Consider the following 22,824-nt stretch of genomic DNA (forward strand, 5'->3'; position numbering starts at 1 on the left):
TGTTAACCTTAAGTTTTGTGCTTTTAGAATATTTATAATTCTCCAAAGTATTTGTATCAAAATTACTTTTAGAGACAAATACATTTTTTTCTTTATCCCAAAGGCTATTAACAATAATGGAGGTGTCTATTTCTTTTTTAGATTTTATGGTCAGGAAAGCATGGAAATTTTCCTTATCCCAAATATTAAGCTTTTCAGAATTATTAAAAATATCCTGACTTAATTTTTTAATATCAGAAGAACTTAATTTTTTTCTTAAACCTGCATATTTTTTTCTGAGATCAGACTTCTTCATTATTTACCAATGTTAAGCGATTGTTAGGAGTTTAAAGATATGTTTAAATATTTAAAAATCACGATGATAAATATCTTTTAGCTGTAACTTTGTCTATATCCAAAAATAATGGCTTTATGTTGTTTAATGGTAATTTATAGAAAATAGGCTTATTAGCTAATAACACTTTGCGCTCTTTGCATGTTTTTTCTTTGCGCCTTTGCGTGAAATATTTAAAACTAACTCAATATGAAGGTGAAATTAAAACTATTAGACCGTTATTTAACTCTTTGGATATTCTTCGCCATGGCTATTGGTATTGCTTTGGGAGTAATATTCCCAAATATTTCTAAGATAAGTGAATCTATGTCTATAGGAACAACAAATATACCATTAGCTATAGGACTTATTTTGATGATGTATCCGCCATTAGCGAAAGTAAATTACTCTTTACTGCCAACTGTTTTCAAGGACAAAAAGGCAATGTCGCTTTCTCTTTTAATGAATTGGATTGTCGGGCCATTATTAATGTTTTTTCTGGCTATTATATTTCTAAGAGATGAACCGGGCTATATGATTGGTGTTATACTGATAGGTTTAGCACGATGCATAGCTATGGTTTTGGTATGGAACGACCTTGGCGGAGGGAGCAAGGAATACGGTGCTGCTTTGGTTGCCCTGAACAGTATTTTCCAGATATTCACCTACAGCTTCCTGGCATGGTTATTTATCACGGTTCTGCCAAAATATTTCGGCTTAGAATCGTATGAAATTGATATTTCGATAGCCGATATTGCCAAAAGTGTATTAATATATTTAGGTATCCCATTTTTAGCAGGTTTTTTAAGCAGAATTATTCTGGTAAGATCTAAAGGCGAAAAATGGTATACACAAAAATTTATTCCAAAAATATCACCAATAACTTTGATCGCCCTGTTAGCAACAATTATTTTGATGTTTAGCCTCAAAGGTGAACTGATAGTTGAAATTCCTTTCGATGTATTAAAAGTTGCTACGCCACTGATAATTTATTTTGTATTAATGTTTTTTATAAGTTTTTTTGCAGCGCAAAAATTAGGTATAGATTATAAGCGTAATGCATCAATAGCATTTACTGCTACAGGAAACAATTTTGAGCTTGCAATAGCTGTTTCTATTGCAGTATTCGGAATAAGTTCGCAGCAGGCTTTTGCAGGGGTAATAGGCCCTTTGGTTGAAGTTCCTGTACTTATAGGACTTGTTAATGTGGCTCTTTGGTTGAAGAAGAAATATTATAATATAGTATAAATAATGATTATGAAGATACTGGTATTATGTACAGGTAATTCCTGTAGAAGTCAGATGGGAGAAGGATTTTTTAAATCTTTCGATGAAAAGTTGGAAGTTGTATCTGCGGGAACAGAGCCAAGTGGTGAAGTACATCCTTTGGCTGTGAAGGTAATGCAGGAAGTTGGTTTAGATATAACAGAAGGATATCCAAAAAATGTAGATGTATTCCTCAAAGAAGAATTCGATTATGTAATTACTGTTTGTAGTGGAGCTCAGGAAGCCTGCCCGACGTTTACAGGTAAAGTTAAACAAACTGTTCACATAGGTTTCGATGATCCGGCTGAAGCCACCGGAAGTGATGAATTTGTATTATCTGAATTCAGAAGAATCAGAGATGAGATAAAAAGAGACTTTTATAAATTCTATTCAGGTCTTGATATGTAAAAAAAAATGAGGTTGACTTAACAGTCAACCTCATTTTTTTTATTCCACCGTTACCGATTTAGCCAAATTACGTGGCTGGTCAACGTTGCAACCCCGCATTATTGCAATGTGATATGACAATAATTGCAGAGGTATTGTAGACATTATAGTTGAAAATTCCTCAGCAGATTCCGGAATTTCAATAACATAATCGGCAATACTTTTAATAACCTCATCGCCTTCGGTAACAATAGCGATAATTTTTCCCTTACGGGATTTTATTTCCTGAATATTGGAAACAATTTTTTCGTAATGACCTTTTTTCGTAGCAATTACTACTACCGGCATTTGCTCATCGATCAATGCGATAGGTCCGTGTTTCATCTCTGCTGCTGGATAACCCTCAGCATGGATATAGGATATCTCTTTAAGTTTTAAAGCACCTTCAAGGGCCGAAGGGAAGTTGTATCCCCTTCCTAAGTACAAGAAGTTTGGCGAATCTTTGTAAACCCCGGCAATTTGTCGAATCTGAGCATCACTTTTTAAAGAATCTTCAACTTTAGCGGGTATCATTTCCAACTCCTGAAGTAAATTATGATATCTGCTTTCTGAAATAGATCCGTTTTCCTTACCCAGCTTCATTGCCATCATAGCCAACACAGCTACCTGAGTAGTAAATGCCTTGGTAGATGCTACTCCTATTTCGGGTCCTGCGTGTGTATATGTACCTGCATCAGATTCTCTGGCAATTGTAGAACCAACAACATTACAAATTCCGTAAACAAAAGCTCCTTTCGACTTAGCCATTTTAATAGCAGCTAAAGTGTCGGCTGTTTCTCCTGATTGGGAAACTGCTATAACTATATCTTTTTCGGTGATTATTGGATTGCGATATCTGAATTCTGATCCGTATTCTACTTCTACCGGTATTCTGGCCAAGTCTTCAAATAAGTACTCTCCAACCAAACCTGCATGCCACGAAGTTCCGCAACCAACCATAATGATACGGTTTGCATTTTGAAATTTCTCCAAATTATCACTTATCCCTGAAAGGTAAATATTTCCTTCTTCAGCAAGTAAATGTCCTCTGAGAGTATCGGTAATTGCATTAGGTTGTTCGTAAATCTCTTTGATCATAAAATGATCGAACCCTCCTTTTTCGATCTGCTCGATATCTAACTGCAATTCCTGAATATAATGATCAACTAAGGAATCATCTTTTATACTTCTAACTTTTATATCGCGACCTCTTCTGATTACTGCCATTTCATCATCTTCGAGGTAAACAGCGTTCTTTGTAAATTCTATAAAAGGTGATGCATCGGAGGCAATAAAAAATTCAGAATTATCTTTTCCTATTCCAATAGCCAACGGACTTCCAAGCTTGGCAACTACGATTTCCTCAGGTCTGTTTTTGTCAAAAACTGCAATTGCATAAGCACCCACTACCTGTGTTAAAGCCTTACTTACAGCTTTCCCTAAGGATACGTTTTCTACTTTCTTTACATTTTCAATAAGATTTACAAGTACTTCGGTATCAGTATCACTGTGAAATACAAAACCCCTATCGATCAATGCTTTTTTTATTGAAGCATAATTTTCAATAATTCCGTTGTGAATTAAAACTAAATCACCTGAATTTGAGGTATGAGGATGAGAATTTACATCGTTAGGTTCTCCGTGAGTCGCCCATCTGGTATGACCTAAACCAATAACACCATTTGTGTTAAAGTCTTTAGCTTTTTCTTCCAGATCAACTACTTTTCCCTGTTTTTTTACAAGAGTAATCTCCTCATTGTTATATAGAGTTACTCCTGCACTGTCGTATCCACGATATTCCAATCGCTTCAATCCTTTAATTATAATAGGATAAGCCTGGCGTTCGCCAATATATCCAACAATTCCACACATATAATAATTGTTTTGGGTTCGCTTTAAATAAAATCACAGGGTCTGCACTCCCTATGATTTTAGCGAATTGTTACTATGATTACTCTTCTATTTCACTGTTCTTTTTGCTATACTTAATTTCTAATCTCAAATTTTTCACATCAGGATTATTACCGTCTACTATATTAGAATTTAATTTAACACGAGAAGTACTTTCTGTTCCTGAAACAGATATAAGTCTGATCGGGTAATTATACGGATACACCTGACTATCAACACCTTCAACAGTTTGTTCTGTTTTTCCATTCAATAATTCGTGAATAAGACCCGTTATTCTAAACTTGTAGTATCTGTTATCTCCACCAAACATATATGGATCTTCTCTCATCGATCCGCCAAATGCAAGCTGATCTCTGTACTCGTCAATTATTCTCCAATCTCCTCCGTCAATTGAATCTCTGTTAAATATATACAGTTTATAAGGTACTGAAACTGCAGACTCCTTATTTTCTGTAACTCTAAAAGTTAAAGATGCTTCATTAATAACCCAATTAGAGTCTCTTAAAGCCTGTAATTGTTCTTCGTCCGAGAAAAGCTTTATATTTCCTTCAAGCCCCGACATTCCCTGTAAATATATTGCATCTGACCCTTCTAAGGTATCTCCGGCCAACTGTGCCAATAGAGTAGATCCCGGATCGGTGATTGTTGACCTGTCAAATTCATATTTATTTACTCTTGCATAGTTACTTCCAAAATACAAACTGAATCGTTGCTGAGGTAGAGCTTCCCCTTCATCATCAAGATCTTCATTAGTATAGAATATTTCTATCGAAGTACCACTGAGCAAATTGAATGAAAATATTGCGCCATCAGTACTTGTAGTATTAAAAACCAAACCATTCATATAACTGATAAAGTTTGAATTATTATCTAGTACCGAACTCCCCTGCATATCTATAATCTTAGATTGGAAGTAATCCTTATCCAAATGAGCTCTAAAAGCTGCAGGTAAGGTTGTTACTATAGTAGAATCAACATTTCCTTCATCGTCATACAAATACGATAATAAAGATATTTCATTAAAATTAGCTATAAAATTTTGATCCTCATATAATGGTGAACCTACAGTCGGTAAATCAACATTCGAGTAATAAGTAGTATCGGGATGCATAAATTTATTCATCTCTGAAATCTGAATATGCATAGGCATCAATGCATCACCGTAAACTGAATCTGTAACGTAATTTATAAAGCTTACTATAGAATCATTTCCATCAGAATCTTTTACTGTTTTTGTATCTTCCTTGCCAAGATAAGGCATAGTCAAAATTACAGAATCGATTTTAGGATTTGTTCCAAAATCAGGATTCGTACTACCTAAACCAAGCTGTGCTCCAAAAGAAGATATTGTGGTTCCAAAGACGTTATCCTTATAAGCTCCCAATAAATTAAGAGATGACCTGCTGCTAACTACTTTTTCATTTTGAGAAGTAAAAGCTAACAATTTTGTTCCTCGAAAAATACCGGTTTCAAACTTTTCTCCTTCCAGAAAATCAGATCCGATATCGTTTACATCCTTCTTACATGCAATTGTAATTACAAACAAAATTGAAAAAATAGCCAGTCCTTTGGCTATTTTTATTATTGATTTTTGACTCATTCGCGTATTAAAAAATTATCATAGCAGTTTACTATCTTAATTATTATCGATAATAAACTACATAAGCTATATGGTTAGAACCTATTTAGTTTTCTTCTAAAACTTCGTTATGATAGAAATTATTGTAAGGTTCTGCAAAAACATCTACATCATGGAAAGGTAACACCGGTAAATCAGACTTTTCCATAAAGTCATTTATATCTTCCGATAATACATCGCCTGCTCTAACAATACCATCAGAAAAACTCATAGCCAGTTTAGTAAGATTGTCTAAACTTGGAGTTTCTATTAAGTTTAATCTATCATCAGATATACCGTCAAACTTAATTTTATCTATCAGTTTGCTGTTCAACTCAGCGCTAAAACCATAATTGAAAGCCGATGTAACTATTTTACTGTCTGCAAAAGTAGGATCATCGGAATAAATAGTTTTTACGTACATAGGAAGTAAACTTGCCATCCATCCGCTAACATGAATTACATCGGGTGACCAGTTCAATTTTTTAACAGTCTCCAATACTCCTTTTGCAAAAAATATTGCTCTCTCATCATTATCCTCAAACAATTTACCTTTTTCATCGGCAACAATTGCTTTCCTTTTAAAATATTCTTCGTTATCAATAAAATATACCTGAAGACGCTCTTTTGGAATAGAGGCAACTTTTATTATCAATGGTTGATCCATATCGTTAACCACCAAATTCATCCCTGATAAACGAATAACTTCATGTAATTGATGCCTACGCTCGTTGATAGCTCCATAACGAGGCATGAATATTCTAACTTCATTATTCAATTCATTCATCTTCTTTGGCGCTTCCAAAGACATTGTAGATATTTGATTTTCAGGAAGATAAGGTGTTACTTCTGACGATACGTATAGTATTCTTCTTTTTTTCATATATGAAAAATGAAATTAATTCGTATAATTTAGCACGCAAAAGTACAAAAAGTATCCTATTTATAATAGTATTAGTATTAGCTTTGCCAAATTAAACCAACGTAATATGCATATTTTCAATTCAAAAACAGATATAAATAATTATCTGTTAACCCAAAAAACAAATAAATCATCTATTGGTTTTGTTCCAACCATGGGAGCGTTACATAAGGGTCATATTTCGTTGGTTGAAAATTCAAAAAAAGATAACGACATTACTGTTGTTAGCATTTTTGTAAACCCTACCCAGTTTAACAATCCTGAAGATTTAAAAAAATATCCTGTCAATACCGGTGAGGATCTAAAATTACTGGAAGATTTTAGTGTTGAAGTGGTTTTTCTTCCTAGTGTAGAAGAAATTTACGGAAATGATATATCATCTGAGAAATATGACTTTGGCACCTTAGACAAGGTAATGGAAGGCGAACACAGAAAAGGACATTTTGATGGTGTTGCAACAATAGTTAAATTACTTTTTGATACTGTAATTCCTGATAATGCATACTTTGGAGAAAAAGATTTTCAGCAATTACAGATTATCAGGAAAATGGTAGAAATAAAAAATCTTCCCGTAAATATTGTAGCTTGTCCTATTGTAAGAGAAGATGACGGTTTGGCAATGAGTTCAAGAAATGTACGACTTACTCCTGAACACCGAAAGGATGCTCCTTTCATTTATAAATCATTAAAAAAGGCATCTGATCTTTCAAAAAATAAATCAGTAGATGAAATTTATGAATTTATAAATGAATCATTCGCCAATAATGATTTATTTGATTTGGAATATTTTGAAATAAGAAATGAAAAAACACTCGGTAAAACGTCTGATTTCCAGTTACATAACAATTTCAGAGCGTTCATTGCCGTTTTTGCGCAGAATATCAGATTAATTGATAATATAAAACTATTTTAATTACTTTTGCTCCGACAAAAATACCTTTTTGGTATGATGTAAAGTAAATAAAAGACTTTTAAACGTTTTTTAATTACACCTAAAATAAAACATAACTAAATTTATCTATCTGAAATGAACGTTGAGGTTGTAAAATCTAAAATTCATAGAGTTACTGTTACCGGGGCTGACCTTAATTATATAGGAAGTATCACGATCGATGAAGATTTAATGGATGCTGCTAATATTATTGAAGGTGAGAAAGTTCATATTGTTAATATTAACAATGGTGAAAGACTTGTTACTTACACAATTAGAGGTGAAAGAGGAAGTGGTGAAATAAACCTGAATGGTCCTGCTGCACGTAAAGTTGCAAAAGGCGACATCATTATTATCATATCTTATGCAGGTATGGATTTTGAAGAAGCTAAGAATTTTAAACCATGGTTAGTTTTCCCTAACGAAGAGGACAATAGCCTATAACTTTAGATATTAAATTGTTTCTATTTTAGAAAAACAGTTTAATACAGATATTTTATAAAGAATATTACGAACAGGAATTTATCTCAATTTTTATTGATAATTCCTGTTTGTCTGTATAATACAGATTATATTCGCAAAAACGTTACATCAACCCGATATATAAAAAATACTTTGGATGAATAAGAAACTAATAAGTACAATAAAGTATTCTCTTTTCTTCCTGATTGGGATAGCACTGATTTATCTTGTATTCAAAGATGCGGATCCCAAACAAATGCTCACCGACTTACAAGAAGCAGATTACAAATGGATTATACTTTCATTTGTAATGGGTTATGCAGCTTATATTTCACGCGGATACAGATGGCTTCAGCTAATTGAGGCTATGGGTTACAAGGCCAAAGCAATTAATGCTATTAATTCAGTTTCTATTACATATTTTACAAACCTGGCTTTACCAAGAGCAGGAGAAGTAGCCAGAGCAACTTCTTTAAATCAGTCGGAAGGAATTCCTGTAGACAAACTTTTAGGAACCATTGTTATAGAAAGAATAATTGACATGATTTTATTGTTGTCTTTAATTTTTTTAACAGTAATAGTAAGATATGAAGATCTTATAAATTTTTTCAATACAGCTATAAGTCAAAAAAGTGGTAGTTCAGGCGAAGATTCTTCATTTTTATTATACTTTGCCATTACAATAGTTATACTAATTGTAGTAGCTGTTGTACTTAGAAACAGTATAAAAAAAACAACTTTATACGATAAAATCAGATCTTTCTTATTAGGTATTAAAGAGGGAATAGGAACCATAAAACATATGAAAAATAAAGGTATGTTTATTGCTCATACATTATTTATATGGTTTATGTATTATATGATGGTATATGTTGTATTTTTTGCAATGCCCGAAACGAGTAATCTTACTATATCCGATGGATTATTTATTATGGCAGTTGGTGCCTTAGGTATGGTAGCTCCTGTTCCCGGAGGTTTAGGGGCTTATCACGGTGCGGTAATGATAGGATTAAGCTTATTGGGTATATCAACAGATACCGGTAGAAGTTTTGCAATAATTGTGCATTCAACTCAAACTATGGTTGCTTTAATTTCGGGACCAATAGCTATTATTATGACTTCAATTGTAAAACAAAAAAGATTAAATCAAAATAATTTAATTAAAAATTAGTGAAATTATTTTATTTGAAATTGTTGCAATTATGTAATTTTAATAAAAATATAAAAACCAAATATAACCTTATAATATATAAACAATGGATTTTATTTCAAATCACTCTAATTGGGCTTTAATTACTTTAATACTGCTTCTAATTACTATTATTAATGCAGTAATAGGTATTCTTATGAAAAGGGATTTTGGTTTTATAGATAAAAAATTATCGCTTTATTCACTTATTGCAGTATATATACAAATAATCTTAGGATTAGTATCTTATATGATTTCTAAAATTACTCAAAGTGCGATGCAGGATTTTGGTTCTGCTATGAAAGATACAACACTTAGATTATTTGCTGTGGAACATCCTTTGATGATGATAATTGGTTCTTTATTAATTACAATAGGATTTATTAAAGCGAAAAAAGCTACGGCAGATACAACTAAATTTAATAAAATACTTGTCTTTTATATTTTAGGATTTATCTTGATATTATCAAGAATTCCATGGAGCGAATGGGCACAACATTAATGTTGAATACTTCTACTTAGCTCAGGACAAGTTGGTGAATTGTGAATGTTGAATTAATAATTTTTGATTATTAAAGGTGATTGAATTAAACGAAATAGTATACGAAAAGGCTGTGTTGATTGGAATTATCACTAATCAGCAAAACGATGAGCGTTCGAAAGAATATCTCGATGAACTTGAATTTCTTGCGACTACTGCGGGTGCAAAAGTTTATGGTAGAATAACACAAAAACTTCAGGTACCAAATCCAAAAACCTTTTTGGGATCCGGAAAAATGGACGAACTAAAAAAGTTTATTGAAGAAAACGAAATTGATATTGCAATTTTCGATGATGAGTTATCTCCGGCACAATTGCGAAATATTGAGAAAATAATTGAAGTAAAAATTCTGGACAGAACTAATCTTATTTTGGATATTTTTGCTCAGAGAGCTCAAACATCTTACGCCAGAACACAGGTAGAACTTGCACAATATCAATATTTATTACCCCGATTAACAAAGATGTGGACCCACCTTTCGAAACAAAAAGGGGGAATTGGTATGAAAGGACCGGGTGAAACCGAAATAGAAACCGACCGTCGTATTGTTCGAGACCGTATTACACTGCTAAAAAAGAAGTTGAAAACTATCGACAAACAAATGGAAGTGCAACGAAAAAACCGTGGTAAAATGGTTAGAGTTGCTCTGGTAGGGTATACAAATGTTGGTAAATCAACTGTGATGAACATGTTGAGTAAATCTGATGTTTTTGCAGAAAATAAACTGTTTGCCACTTTAGATACTACTGTTCGTAAAGTTGTAATAGAAAATTTACCATTTTTACTAACCGATACTGTTGGATTTATCCGCAAACTGCCAACTCAACTGGTTGAATCTTTTAAATCGACTCTTGATGAGGTTAGAGAAGCAGATATGCTCATGCACATAGTTGATATATCGCACAAAAACTTCGAAGAACATATAGAGTCGGTTAATAAAACTTTAGCTGAAATAAAAAGTAATGATAAACCAACAATACTTATTTTCAACAAAATTGATAACTACACATACGTTGAAAAAAAGGAAGATGATTTAACAGAGCATACAAAAGAAAATTACACTCTGGAAGAGTGGAAAAAAACCTGGATGGCCAAAATGGGCAATAAGGTTATTTTTATTTCTGCTACCGAAAAAGAGAATGTTGATAATCTTAAAAAACTGATGTACAACGAAATTAGAAAAGTACATATTACACGTTTTCCGTATAACGACTTTTTGTATCAAAATTACGAGGTAGAAGACGAATAGCCTTTTACTGTTAAATATTTATTAGCCACAGATTAATTTAATCCTCTAATCTGTGGCTTTATCAAATTCTATAAAAACTGTTTCTTCAATTCTACAGTCCAATTCTTTACCCTTTCATCTGTCAAATCACTTTGATTATCTTCATCAATAGCCATTCCAATAAATTTACCGTCAATCACAGCTTCTGAATCTTCAAATTCATATCCTTCACACGAAGTTTTACCGATTACATCTGCATTTTTTTCAACTAATTTATTATAAAGCTCGGCAAGGCCATTCAAAAAAGTATCACCGTGTGAATCCTGATCCCCAAGACCAAATAAAGCAACTTTCTTTCTGCTGAAATCTATATTATCAAACTCTTCAACAAAAGTCTCAAAATCATCCTGCATTTCACCGGATCCCCAGGTAGAAGTTCCTAAAATAATATTTGAAAAATCTTTAAGATCATCTAGATTAACATCAGTTACGTTAAAAACCTTTGCTATTTCGGCTCCAAATTCACCTTGTATTTTTGTCGCTACTTCTTCTGTATTTCCGGTGGTTGATCCGTATAATATAACTATGTTTTCCATTATTCTATATTTATTAATAAAAGAGAAGTTAAAGACTAATCAGACTATGCAGAGATTAAAACTAAACTCCTCTTTAAAAAAATTAGATCTTTTTCTTCATCAGATAAAAGTCAACTTTATCTTCGTAGGCTTCATTGCTAATTCTCTCATTCATTTCATCCAAATTTGCAGGAGGAGGAACTATTACCTTATCACCTTTTTTCCAGTTTAAAGGAAGCGCTACTTTATGCTCATCAGAAAGTTGTAAACCTTCAAGAACTCTAAGAATTTCATCCATATTTCTTCCAACATTAAGAGGGTAGTACATTATTAATCTGATTTTCTTTGACGGATCAATAAAGAAAACAGCTCTTACTGCTGCCGTTTCATGTTCATTTGGCTGAAGCATTCCATATTTTTTGGAAACTTTCATATCCAGATCGGCAATAATCGGAAAATCGAAATACACTCCTGTTTTCTCTTTTACATTATTAACCCAGGCCAAATGAGAATGTATACTGTCAATACTCAATCCGATAAGTTCGGTATTTAGTGCATCAAATTCACTCTTACGCTGAGCAAAACCAGTCATTTCAGTAGTACAAACAGGTGTAAAATCAGCCGGATGCGAAAACATTACAACCCATTTATCAGTTGCGTAATCATGAAATTCAATATCTCCCTTTGTTGTTTTTGCTTTAAAATTCGGAGCTTTATCTCCAATCCGAGGCATGCTATATTTTTTTCCCATAATAATAAATTTTATATGTTTATCGATTTTGTTGATACAAATTTACTTAGACAATCGTTATGTATTATCGATTTACTATATTTACTATATATTGTATTATAATTAAAATTTATTTAGTTAAAAAATACAATAGATAAAAACTAACTATACTTTCTAATATGTCAACTCTGAAAAAAAAGTTATTCGAAGTGGTATTTGAAGCAGATACAAAATCGGGTAAGGTTTTTGATATTGTTTTACTGATAGCCATTATATTAAGCTTAGTACTGATTATGTTATCCAGTGTTAAGGAAATAGAATATAATTATCACGAAATTCTGCTTTACTCTGAATGGATATTAACAATAATATTTACTGTAGAATATATTTTAAGATTATTAATTTCGCCTAAACCTATAAGTTATGCCAAAAGTTTTTTTGGTGTAATAGATTTATTATCAATAATGCCTACTTATATTGGAATATTTTTATCAGGAGGACACGCATTTATGGTATTAAGATCACTGCGGCTTCTGCGAATGTTCAGGATATTCAAACTGAGCAGATATATTCACGGAGGATCAATAATTATAAAAGCTCTGAGAGCTTCACTGCCAAAAATTAGCGTATTCCTTTTTGGTGTAATAATGATAGTTATTATAGTCGGATCGTTTATGTATATGATAGAAGGTGAAGAAAATGGCTTTACATCTATTCCACGTGGTATTTACTGGGCTATTGTAACGCTTACAACAGTAGGATACGGCGATATATCACCCCAAACAGATTTAGGACAGTTTATATCGAGTATGGTAATGATAATTGGTTATTCAATAATAGCGGTACCAACAGGAATTATTACCAGCGAGATTTCAACACACAAAAAAGATGATCATTATTCTACACAGGTTTGTCCGTCATGTATGAGTGAAGATCACGATTCTAACGCTATTTATTGTAAAAAATGCGGAAATAAACTGTAATTAACAACTGACGCAACAGTTTAAAAACAACTATTAACACCATTGTTAATAACTATGCTAATTAACTGAAAATAAACACCCCATTTTTTAACATAAAAAAATGAGAGTATGTTAAAAACTTGTAAAGAGATTGTGAAAATTAAATTTGCATTTTTCAAACAAAAAATTGCTTGTAATTATATTTCAGAAATCCAATTTGAAAACTCACTTTTTTATAATAAACAATCTACAAGTTATCAACAGTAATTAACAATTACGATTAATACTTTTTATTAATTAATAACTATTAAAACCGATATTAACAGCTCTGTTAATAAGTATAAAAAACTATTGATTTTCTGCTCTTTAAATTTAACAATAGCTTATTTTAGTGTTAATAGTATTTAATAATTGAAAAATACAAACTACTTTTATAAAAGTTTTACTCGGTATCAACAGCACATTATAATCATTATATTTATTTAATTAATAAAAGAATAATATATATATAATATGAAGTATTCCTTTTTGCTACTCTTCAATTTCCTATTTGTTTCTTCTATATTTTCACAGGTAGATTCTATCACTAAATTTTATTACAAAGACGGTACTCTTTCCAGTGAAGGTTATTTACGTAACGGTAAACCCGACGGATATTGGAAAACTTATTACCAAAACGGAAAATTGAAGTCAGAAGGTAACAGAAACTTTTACCAGTTAGACGGGTTGTGGAAATTTTATGATACAAAAGGATTTATTTCTCAGGAGATAAATTATAAAGACGGAATACGCGAAGGTGAAGAAAAATTTTATAAACAGGGAGTTTTATTTGAAAGTGTAGACTTTGTAAAAAATATTAAAGAAGGTAAATCGTATAGGTATTATCCCGATGGAAAGATTAACTATGAAGTGAATTATGTGAATAACGAAATTTTCGGAAAAGGATATGAATTCGATACCATCGGTAATATTATTACAATTGAATCGTATAGCAGCGGAGTATTGAGCAGAACACAGAGGATAAACAGAAGTGACGTTAAAAACGATAAACACGGCCTCTGGGTTTGGTTTGATGACGATAGGAGGGTAACACTCCAGGGAACATATAAACACGGCTTAAAACACGGTTATTTCAAAACGTATGATAAAAAGGGAAATCTTGTAAAAACTACAAAATATATCAATGGTGAAATTCAGGAAGATGCTATTGAAACCGCAAAATTAGAAGTGAAAAGAACTTATTATTCCGATAAAAAGTTAAAAAGCTATAAAAGTTACAGAAATGGTGTTCCGGATGGTGTTCATCAGGAATTTGACGCTAGTGGTAAAACGAATTCAACAGTTTTATACAAACTGGGAATAGTTGTAGCCAAAGGCGGTTTACTCGATGAAAAAGGTAAACGTCAGGGGGTTTGGACAGAGTTCTTTATGAGTGGTGAAAAGAAGTCTGAAGGAAAATTTGTAGACGGAAAAAAGGATGGGATTTGGAAGTTTTTCTTCGAAGACGGTGAAGTTGAACAGCTTGGCAGTTATAAAAGCGGAAAAGCAATAGGAGAGTGGACCTGGTATTATGATGATGGAAATATATTGCGACTTGAAGGATTTATTAACGGAAAAGAAGAAGGAGAATCAGTAGAGTACGACAGGTCTGGAAATATTGTGGCTAAAGGTGAATATATAGAAGGGCAAAAAGAAGGTGAGTGGTTTTATATAACTGATAAATACAGGCATGAAGGAGGATATGAAGAGGGGATGAAAACAGGTAACTGGAAACAAATTCATATTACCAATGATAAAATAGTATCTGAAACATATTTTTATGAAGGACTTAGAGACGGAGATGTAAAATATTACTACGATAACGGTATCATAAAAGTGGAAGGTAACTTTGAATCGGGATTAAAACAGGGAGATTGGAATTATTATAACGAGCAGGGTGCAAAAACTTTAACAGTTAAATATTCTGCAGGAGTGGATGTTAAGTATGATAATATTGAGACTGTTGAGTTGTAAGTGTAGATAAATATGCTCGTTGTGTATTTACTAATGTTACTGGTTGCTCGTTGCTGGTTAAAAACTAAATTAAGAATAAACCTGTAACAAGTAATATTAATTATTTGTGCAACTATTATTATTTCAATTAGTTATTAATTTAATATGTACAACCAGTACAAATATATAAACTTATATAGGTGAATTTTCTCATAAAATTTTTTTAGGTCATAAAATCATATAGGTATAAATTTGTCGACTGTTATAAAAAACAAACAAACCGGTTAATTTTTATTATCATTTTATGGAAATTTTAAAAGAACTTATCACTACAGACTATTTCGTACTTTTTTTAATAATCGGTCTGGGGATAACAATTGGTAAGATTAAATATAAAGGAATATATTTTGATCTGTCAGCTGTTATTTTTGTTGCAATATTTTTTGGGTTTTTGTACAATAGTTATGGTATAGAATTTAATTTACCTCCAATTATTCAAAGCATTGGATTAGTATTGTTTATTTATACAATAGGTATGCAGGCAGGACCTTCGTTTTTCAACGCTTTTCGCGAACAGGGAATTAAATTGATTGCTCTTGCCGGAATTACTGTAATAAGCGGAGCACTTGTGGCTATATCAATTTCATTCATCTATGATATTGATATGGCAATGATGACCGGTTTATTAACCGGAGCACTTACTTCAACACCGGGTTTAGCAGCGGCGATAGAAGCTTCACATTCGTCGTTAGCATCAATTGGTTATGGTATAGCATATCCTTTTGGAGTACTTGGAGTAATACTGTTTATGAAACTCAGTCCTAAAATATTTAAGATTGATATATCTGCAGAAGAAGAAAGTTTTAAGAAAAGTTCAGAATCTAATACACCTCCTATTTCAAATAGAAATTTCATTGTTTCAAACGAAAATGTAAACGGAAAAACTATACGGGAACTCAATATCAGATTTATGACTAAGGCTAATATTTCAAGAATAATGAAGCCTGATGAAGAATCTGTAAATCCAACTCCTGAAACAGTATTACAAACTGGCGATATGATTAAAGCTGTAGGTACTGAAGATGCTTTAAAAAGGGTAGAGGTATTAATTGGACACAGAACCGAAAATAAAATTCCGCGTAGTGGTTTGTACGAAATAAAATGGTACGTAGTCAGTAATAAAGATGTTGTTAATAAATCAATATCTGTATTAAATCTTCTTGAAAACTACAATGCAACAATAACCAGAATAAGAAGGTCTAGTATTGATTTATCGCCACGTCCGAGTACTAAAATACGTTATGGTGATAAAATTCTAATTTCGAGTACTAAAGGAAATGTTTCTGCTATTACTGATTTGATGGGTGATAGTTTGAAGAGAGTAGGGGAAACAAGTTTTTTACCTGTTGCTTTTGGTATTGTTTTGGGAGTTTTTATTGGTGGAATAACTTTTCCTTTAGGGGGATTACATTTTAAATTAGGTTTGACCGGAGGAGTTTTACTAACTTCTCTTTTACTGAGCTGGAAAGGAAAAACCGGTCCTATAATTTGGAATTTATCCGGTCCGGCAAATCAAATATTACGTCAATTTGGATTATTGATGTTCTTAACACCTGTAGGTTTAAAAGCTGGAGAAAACCTTATTTCGGCTATAGACCAAAATGGTATGATATTATTTGTTTACGGTGCACTTATTACTATTATTCCTATGATAATTTCAATTATTTTTGGCAAATATTTACTAAAATTGAATTTTCTATCTATTTTAGGAGCTTTATCGGGCGGAATGACCTCAACACCCGGATTAAGTGCTACAGACTCTTTAACAGAATCTGATGCACCTCAAATTGCCTATGCAGCAGTATATCCTTTTGCGTTGGTGTTGATAATTGTGGTTGCCGAAATAATGGGAATATTGTAAAAGTATTATCATTAGTTTTATACTGAGAAATGATTAAAAGAGAATAAGATTCTAAAGATTATAAAATGTCAATAAACGAACTTCTTACTGAAGAGTATTTCATTTTATTTGTAATAATGGCAATTGGAATTGCTATTGGAAAAATTAAAATAAAAGGAATAGGTCTGGATTTATCGGCGGTTATTTTTGTTGCAATGACTGTAGGATGGATTTATCATTTTTTTGGTATCAGCTTTCAATTTTCTGAAGTGATAAATCGCTTTGGATTAGTACTGTTTATTTATACGATAGGTATGCAGGCAGGACCTTCATTTTTCGAGTCATTCAAATCGTATGGTTATAAAATATTTTTATTGGTAAGTATAATATTAGTTTCGGCAGCTTTAATTTCATATTTTCTCGTCTCTCTGCTTGATATAGATAAAAATCTTGCCGTGGGATTATTTACCGGGGCTATTACCAGTGCGTCAGGATTAGCTGCAGCAAGCGAAGTATCTTCATCACCTCTTGTAACAATAGGTTACGGTATTGCCTTTCCGGTAGGAATAGTAACTATTTTAGTATTTGTAAAGTTCAGTAACAGAATATTTAAAATAGATATTAGTGCTGAGGAAAATAAAATTGAAAGTGAAAAAAAATCTAAAGTTTCTTCTATTTTAAACCGACATTTTGAAGTTTCTAACGATAATATTAATAATAAATCCTTAAAACAGATCGATGTAAGAAAATTTACAAATTGTTCTGTTGCAAGGATTATGCGTGCCGATGGCGAACTTGTTATACCAACAGATAAAGTTACTTTACATTGTGGTGATATTATTAAAGCGGTTGGTAAAACAGAAGATCTTGAGAAAGTGGAAATACTTATCGGGAAAGTTACCGATCGAAAAATACCGAGTTACAAAAATTTTGAATCAAAATGGTACGTCGTAACTAATAAAAATGTTGTTTCTAAGACTCTAAGAGAATTGAATTTGATGTCTAATTACAACTCTACCGTAACAAGAATAAGAAGGTCAGGTTTAGATATATCACCAAATGCCGATATTAAAATCCGTTATGGTGATAAAATTATGGTATCATCGCCTAAAGGAAACTCCAGAGCCTTTAAAAAGATGTTTGGAGATAAAATTAAACAGTTGTCGGAAACAAGTTTTTTACCTGTTGCACTTGGTATAGTACTGGGAGTATTACTTGGAAGTATTTCTTTTCCATTATTCGGACTGGATATAAGTTTAGGTTTAACGGGTGGAGTACTTATTGTTTCTATATTGACCAGTTACAAGGGGAAAACGGGTCCGATTATTTGGAATTTAACAGGTCCGGCAAATCATCTGTTAAGGCATTTGGGGCTGTTACTTTTCCTTATTCCAATAGGTTTGGAAATTGGAAGTCAAATATCTGATACAATTGATTCTTTTGGATATAAATTATTTGCAGTAAGCTTTTTTATAACCTTAGTTCCTATGGTTCTTGCAGTAGCTGTAGCCAAATATATTTTTAATATGAATTTTCTGGTTATTTTAGGAGCTTTATCAGGAGGGATGAACTCTACACCCGGACTTACAGTAGCTGAAACAGTTACAGACAGTGAGGCTCCACAAATTGCATATGCTGCGGTATATCCTTTTGGATTGGTTTTGATAATTGTTATAGCACAGTTAATGGGGATGTTGATATAGAAATATCAATTACTAAGTTTAAACAGAAAACTTCCTTTTTCAATATCAATGTTAGATTTTAGTAGATCGTAGACAGATCTAATATATTCTCTTTCGAAATTACTAATACTTGAATTTCGTGTATTTATTTTTATACTGTCTTTTTCTTTATCGAAAGAAACTTCAATAACTTTTGAGTTTTTTTCCTCTAATTCTATTTTGTGAATTCCGGAATCAACTTTAGAGTTTATAACATGATTGGCTATGAATATACCTATTATCAAAATTGTTATAAATGATAGCAGTGCAATTATTACCCTTTTCATTACTTTAATTTTTATCTAACTATCTGTATGACGTATTAAAACTCAAAATGTTACAAAAAACTTAAAGAATCTTAAAAAAATATTAAAGGTCAAAGAGCGATAAACTATTTAGCACCCTTTAACCCTTTTTTATTTAATATTTAAAAACTAAACTTGGCTCCTATATTCCAAACCTGATAATCATAAGGATTGTCAACATCGAAGAATGGTGACAGCTCATATTTTCCAACTACACTAAATGCACCATATCCTATTTCGGCCTGCAGACCATAGCTAAACGGATTCACATAGTATTTGTTTCTATTAGTTATTAGGTTTTTATCACCATCGGCATCTTTAAATTTTACCGTTTGCCAGGTATACCATCTTACACCTCCATAAGCTCCAATACCTATTTTAAAACCTGTGTCCATACGGTGTTTACTAAAATCTAACTGAAGCATTACGGGTGCTGTCATATACAGATTTCTTATTCTTGATACTTCCAGGTTTCTTCCAAAAGGATCTTCAACATACATTGGTTGATCATTTACTTTTTCTAATATATAATCTCCTTTTACACGGTAATTACTCCACTGTAAACCCAGTCCGTATTTTATATGCAATGGACTGTTTTCTTTGAACATTCTTGTTTTTCCGTTAAAAGAAAATCCAAAATACATCGAAGGCCACATATCAAAATCGGGATATTCAGCGGCTGTACCTTCAATATGTTTATAGTCTTCTAATCCATCCCATCCAAAATCAATATCGAATTTAAATCTCGTTCTTTTTTTATGGTGTTTATATTTTTTGTGTTTAGATTTATCACTAAACGAAATAACGATATTATCTTCATCGTCCGAAATACGAATACCGTAAAAATCATCATCATCATCGTATTTTCCTTCTTCCAGTTCTTCCGAAAGATTATGAAGTTTCTCGGCTTTCAGTTCCAGAATAATTGCCTGACGTTCCAGATCACTATAGTTTTTATCCAGAAGTTCCTGATTTTCTTCTATTATTTCTTCTATCTCCTCGAGTTCTTTTTCATGTACCTGAAGCATAATATTGGCCTGTTCTTCAATATTTTTACCGGCTTCATTTATCTTTTTTGAAGCTTCTTCGGCAGCTCTTTGTTTTTCTTCGATAGCCTGCTCACCGGTTATTTCGCCTTTGGCTTCTTTTTCCTCAATAAGTTTGAGTTCCTGTTTAAGTTTTTCGGTTTCTTCGCGTATAACTTTGTCACTTTCTTCTTTTGCCTGTTTCATTGCCTTTTTTAGTTCTTCGGCAGTAACAGTGTCATCAATCATTATTTTACGCTTGTCTAATTCACTTTCGTTAATTACTTCCTGCGCATTTATCAATCCCCCAAATATCAGGGCAACAGATAGTATTATGAATTTTAGCTTTAATAGGTATTTCATAGTATTGATATTTTAAATATGATTATTTCTTAATAATTTTAATTAGGTCGTTTTTAGTTACAGGCAGGTTATTTTCTGTAATAAAATTACTGGTTTCTTTTTCTATTTTATTTAATAATTTTCCTGTGTATAATTCTGCCAGTCCTTTTTCGTTCTCATTTTCGGCCATTGACAATAATTGTTCCGGGCTGATATTTACCTCAATTTTTATCCATTGTTTAGAAGTTTGTATGAAGTTTGATTCTTTTGTTTTGTTTATTTTGGTGATCGAAGGTGATGCGAGTTGAGACGATGCACGCATCGTTTTTACGCGGTTTATACCCTGTGAATTTAATGCAATAACACTTTTTGTATTTAATATTTTTGATTTTTGAGATGATGCCAGTTGAGACGATGCGTGCATCGTCTTTACCTGATTTATACCTTGTGAATTCTTAGTAATAACACTTTTTGTATTTATTATTTTTGATTTTTGAGATGATATAGGAGACGATGTGCGCATTGTCTTTACTGTACTTATAGTTTCTGTTGCTTTGTAAGGACTTAGAGTAGTATTATTGTTAACATCCACATTACTGCTAATAGGGTACAGAAGCGCTATTATAATGGCAAACCCAGCCGCAAGCTTAAAATAAAATATTTTATTTGAGTTTCTTTTTCCATTGCTGAGTTGTACATCTATTTTATTCCACAAATCAGAGGAAGGTTTAATAGAGTTATTCCTAAGTTTTTCCTTAAACAGTTTATCTATATTATCCATGACTCAGGTTTATTTTTTTTATATTGAAATACTTACAATTACAGATTCGTCAGATACTGATTCTAATTTTTTCACTTCTTTTTTTAATATACTACGCGCTTTAAAAAGTTGTGATTTAGAGGTACTTTCCGTTATATTTAACATCTCTGCAATTTCGCTGTGTTTGTATTCTTCGATCGCATACAGATTAAATATAGTTCTATATCCGTCCGGTAATTTATTAATCAGATTCATAAGTTTGTCGGCACTTATATTTTCTGATGATTCTCCAATTTCTGTCTCATCATCCATTAACTGAATATTGTCAGTTGAGAGATGTATACTTTTATTTTTTCTCAAATATGAAATACTTTCATTAACAATTATTCGTCTCATCCATCCCTCGAAACTTCCTTTATTATTGAATTTATTCAGATTGGAATATATTTTCATAAAGCTTTCCATCAATACATCTTCTGCAATTTGATAATCGCTGATATATCTGAGACAAACAGCAAGAAAAATTCCCGCATATTTATCGAAAAGGTATTTTTGAGCCTGTGGTATGGCAGCAATACAGTCTTCGATAAGTTTGTCTTCGTTTTTATATTTATCCAGTCGAAAAAGTTTCAATTTTGGCCTGTTTTAATAGTAAGACGATTTAAGTTATAAAAAGTTGCCTGAGTTTTATAAAATATATAACTGGTTATTAATCATTTGTGGTACATAAGTTGTTAAATAATAGATTATATGTTATATATTGTAAACGATTTATAAAAAAATTAAACTACTTATTATGAAGAATTTAATCACTGTTATATTATTGTTTTTGTCTGTTTCTGCATTTGCCCAGGACAAAATAATTAAAAAAACCGGTGACGTTATTAACTGTAAAGTTACCGAATTAGGTGCTGATGAGGTTAAATATTATTATTCAGGAAATGAAAAACTGATATTCGGTATTGATAATGCCAAGGTAGAAAAGGTTGAATTTGCTACCGGTGAGGTTGTTGTTATAAAGAGTGATACTTTCATGGATGAGGAGTATTATGCAAATCAGAGTAAGCATGCATTTAAAATAGGATTTTTGGAACCAATATTTGGTCATACCTCATTTACTTACGAGCAGTATATCAAACCAGGAAGATCGTGGGAAACTTCGTTGGGAATTATTGGTTTAGGTTTAGATAATTATGATTTAAACGCCAGAGGTGCTTATGGAAAAGTTGCTTATAAAATGATGAGAAAACCCGATTATTATATGACGCGTATGCATTATTCTCATATATTGAAAGGTGCTTATGTTGCTCCGGAACTGGCTATGAGAATTATGTCGTATGACGGTGGTGGATATTATAATTATAATACCGGTTATTATGAAGATGGTGACAGAGAATCAAACTTTGGAATAGCCCTGACTTTAAAATTTGGAAAGCAGTGGGTAATAGATGACGGGTTATTGATTGATCTTTATGCCGGTGTTGGATACGGAATAGGAGGTGATGATAATGAAGGACCAATGCCATTTGGGTTTATTGCCGGTCCGTCGGAAGTGCCAATAGCATTTACAAGCGGATTGAGAATTGGATGGGTATGGTAGCTTTGGCTCCGCTCAGGAACCACAGCTCTGGGATAACCGCTAAATGACCGTAGTTCAGTGTTCATCACTATTAAAAGAATATAAAATTAAATATTATGATAAAGC

General features: G+C 32.2%; 22 protein-coding genes. 12 read left to right on the top strand and 10 right to left on the bottom strand.

Annotated features, from left to right (window positions below; translation table 11 throughout):
• A partial coding sequence (locus tag ABFR62_02165; GenBank protein MEN8137213.1) for a 5-formyltetrahydrofolate cyclo-ligase occupies window positions 1-295 on the bottom strand: 295 nt, incomplete at its 3' end.
• 228 nt (window positions 296-523) lie between these two features.
• On the opposite strand from ABFR62_02165, the gene arsB reads away from it, so the two are divergent.
• Together arsB and ABFR62_02175 are read left to right on the top strand one after the other, a co-directional pair.
• Window positions 524-1,561, top strand: coding sequence for an ACR3 family arsenite efflux transporter (gene arsB / locus ABFR62_02170; GenBank protein ID MEN8137214.1), 1,038 nt, complete (start codon window positions 524-526; stop codon window positions 1,559-1,561).
• Window positions 1,562-1,570: 9 nt separating this feature from the next.
• Window positions 1,571-1,987: an arsenate reductase ArsC gene (locus ABFR62_02175; protein MEN8137215.1), complete on the top strand. Its 417-nt coding sequence runs from the start codon at window positions 1,571-1,573 to the stop codon at window positions 1,985-1,987.
• Between the two features lie 39 nt (window positions 1,988-2,026).
• Here ABFR62_02175 and glmS read toward each other — a convergent pair whose 3' ends face one another.
• The 3 genes from glmS to ABFR62_02190 form a co-directional block, all read right to left on the bottom strand.
• A complete protein-coding gene (gene glmS / locus ABFR62_02180) occupies window positions 2,027-3,877 on the bottom strand; it encodes a glutamine--fructose-6-phosphate transaminase (isomerizing) (protein MEN8137216.1) in 1,851 nt (616 codons plus the stop codon).
• Between the two features lie 79 nt (window positions 3,878-3,956).
• Complete coding sequence (locus tag ABFR62_02185; GenBank protein ID MEN8137217.1) at window positions 3,957-5,516, bottom strand: DUF4270 domain-containing protein; 1,560 nt, start codon at window positions 5,514-5,516, stop codon at window positions 3,957-3,959.
• A gap of 85 nt (window positions 5,517-5,601) precedes the next feature.
• On the bottom strand, window positions 5,602-6,417 hold the full coding sequence (locus ABFR62_02190; protein ID MEN8137218.1) for a glycogen/starch synthase: 816 nt from the start codon (window positions 6,415-6,417) through the stop codon (window positions 5,602-5,604).
• A gap of 106 nt (window positions 6,418-6,523) precedes the next feature.
• Between ABFR62_02190 and panC the strand changes: the two genes are divergently transcribed.
• From panC to hflX, 5 genes are all read left to right on the top strand, one after another.
• On the top strand, window positions 6,524-7,369 hold the full coding sequence (gene panC / locus ABFR62_02195) for a pantoate--beta-alanine ligase (GenBank protein ID MEN8137219.1): 846 nt from the start codon (window positions 6,524-6,526) through the stop codon (window positions 7,367-7,369).
• Between the two features lie 114 nt (window positions 7,370-7,483).
• On the top strand, window positions 7,484-7,831 hold the full coding sequence (gene panD, locus ABFR62_02200) for an aspartate 1-decarboxylase (protein ID MEN8137220.1): 348 nt from the start codon (window positions 7,484-7,486) through the stop codon (window positions 7,829-7,831).
• A 175-nt stretch (window positions 7,832-8,006) separates the two neighbouring features.
• Window positions 8,007-9,020 carry a lysylphosphatidylglycerol synthase transmembrane domain-containing protein gene (locus ABFR62_02205; GenBank protein ID MEN8137221.1) on the top strand — a complete coding sequence of 338 codons (1,014 nt, stop codon included), beginning with the start codon at window positions 8,007-8,009 and terminating at the stop codon, window positions 9,018-9,020.
• An 85-nt stretch (window positions 9,021-9,105) separates the two neighbouring features.
• Complete coding sequence (locus ABFR62_02210; GenBank protein MEN8137222.1) at window positions 9,106-9,540, top strand: hypothetical protein; 435 nt, start codon at window positions 9,106-9,108, stop codon at window positions 9,538-9,540.
• 76 nt (window positions 9,541-9,616) lie between these two features.
• Window positions 9,617-10,828: a GTPase HflX gene (hflX, locus tag ABFR62_02215; GenBank protein ID MEN8137223.1), complete on the top strand. Its 1,212-nt coding sequence runs from the start codon at window positions 9,617-9,619 to the stop codon at window positions 10,826-10,828.
• A 68-nt stretch (window positions 10,829-10,896) separates the two neighbouring features.
• Here hflX and ABFR62_02220 read toward each other — a convergent pair whose 3' ends face one another.
• Window positions 10,897-11,403 carry a flavodoxin gene (locus ABFR62_02220; GenBank protein ID MEN8137224.1) on the bottom strand — a complete coding sequence of 169 codons (507 nt, stop codon included), beginning with the start codon at window positions 11,401-11,403 and terminating at the stop codon, window positions 10,897-10,899.
• A gap of 82 nt (window positions 11,404-11,485) precedes the next feature.
• Window positions 11,486-12,133 (bottom strand): peroxiredoxin, encoded by a 648-nt coding sequence (locus tag ABFR62_02225; GenBank protein ID MEN8137225.1) that lies wholly within the window; start codon window positions 12,131-12,133, stop codon window positions 11,486-11,488.
• Window positions 12,134-12,291: 158 nt separating this feature from the next.
• Between ABFR62_02225 and ABFR62_02230 the strand changes: the two genes are divergently transcribed.
• The 4 genes from ABFR62_02230 (at window position 12,292) to ABFR62_02245 (ending at window position 18,669) form a co-directional block, all read left to right on the top strand.
• Window positions 12,292-13,095 (top strand): ion transporter, encoded by an 804-nt coding sequence (locus ABFR62_02230; protein ID MEN8137226.1) that lies wholly within the window; start codon window positions 12,292-12,294, stop codon window positions 13,093-13,095.
• A gap of 492 nt (window positions 13,096-13,587) precedes the next feature.
• Window positions 13,588-15,087, top strand: coding sequence for a hypothetical protein (locus ABFR62_02235; protein ID MEN8137227.1), 1,500 nt, complete (start codon window positions 13,588-13,590; stop codon window positions 15,085-15,087).
• Between the two features lie 283 nt (window positions 15,088-15,370).
• Window positions 15,371-16,987, top strand: coding sequence for an aspartate:alanine exchanger family transporter (locus ABFR62_02240; GenBank protein ID MEN8137228.1), 1,617 nt, complete (start codon window positions 15,371-15,373; stop codon window positions 16,985-16,987).
• 65 nt (window positions 16,988-17,052) lie between these two features.
• Complete coding sequence (locus tag ABFR62_02245) at window positions 17,053-18,669, top strand: TrkA C-terminal domain-containing protein (GenBank protein ID MEN8137229.1); 1,617 nt, start codon at window positions 17,053-17,055, stop codon at window positions 18,667-18,669.
• A gap of 5 nt (window positions 18,670-18,674) precedes the next feature.
• Here the strand turns inward: ABFR62_02245 and ABFR62_02250 are convergent, their stop codons facing one another.
• The 4 genes from ABFR62_02250 to ABFR62_02265 all read right to left on the bottom strand — a co-directional run bounded on the left by ABFR62_02250 (window position 18,675) and on the right by ABFR62_02265 (window position 21,752).
• Window positions 18,675-18,974 (bottom strand): hypothetical protein, encoded by a 300-nt coding sequence (locus ABFR62_02250; GenBank protein MEN8137230.1) that lies wholly within the window; start codon window positions 18,972-18,974, stop codon window positions 18,675-18,677.
• 140 nt (window positions 18,975-19,114) lie between these two features.
• On the bottom strand, window positions 19,115-20,380 hold the full coding sequence (locus ABFR62_02255; GenBank protein ID MEN8137231.1) for an outer membrane beta-barrel protein: 1,266 nt from the start codon (window positions 20,378-20,380) through the stop codon (window positions 19,115-19,117).
• Window positions 20,381-20,402: 22 nt separating this feature from the next.
• Window positions 20,403-21,140 carry a hypothetical protein gene (locus tag ABFR62_02260; GenBank protein ID MEN8137232.1) on the bottom strand — a complete coding sequence of 246 codons (738 nt, stop codon included), beginning with the start codon at window positions 21,138-21,140 and terminating at the stop codon, window positions 20,403-20,405.
• An 18-nt stretch (window positions 21,141-21,158) separates the two neighbouring features.
• Window positions 21,159-21,752 (bottom strand): RNA polymerase sigma factor, encoded by a 594-nt coding sequence (locus ABFR62_02265; protein MEN8137233.1) that lies wholly within the window; start codon window positions 21,750-21,752, stop codon window positions 21,159-21,161.
• Window positions 21,753-21,915: 163 nt separating this feature from the next.
• On the opposite strand from ABFR62_02265, the gene ABFR62_02270 reads away from it, so the two are divergent.
• The gene (locus tag ABFR62_02270) at window positions 21,916-22,719 is read left to right on the top strand and encodes a hypothetical protein (GenBank protein MEN8137234.1); all 804 of its coding nucleotides are present in this window, start codon (window positions 21,916-21,918) and stop codon (window positions 22,717-22,719) included.
• Window positions 22,720-22,824: the final 105 nt, after the last annotated feature.

This window comes from Bacteroidota bacterium (assembly GCA_039714315.1).
GTDB lineage: Bacteria > Bacteroidota > Bacteroidia > Flavobacteriales > JADGDT01 > JADGDT01.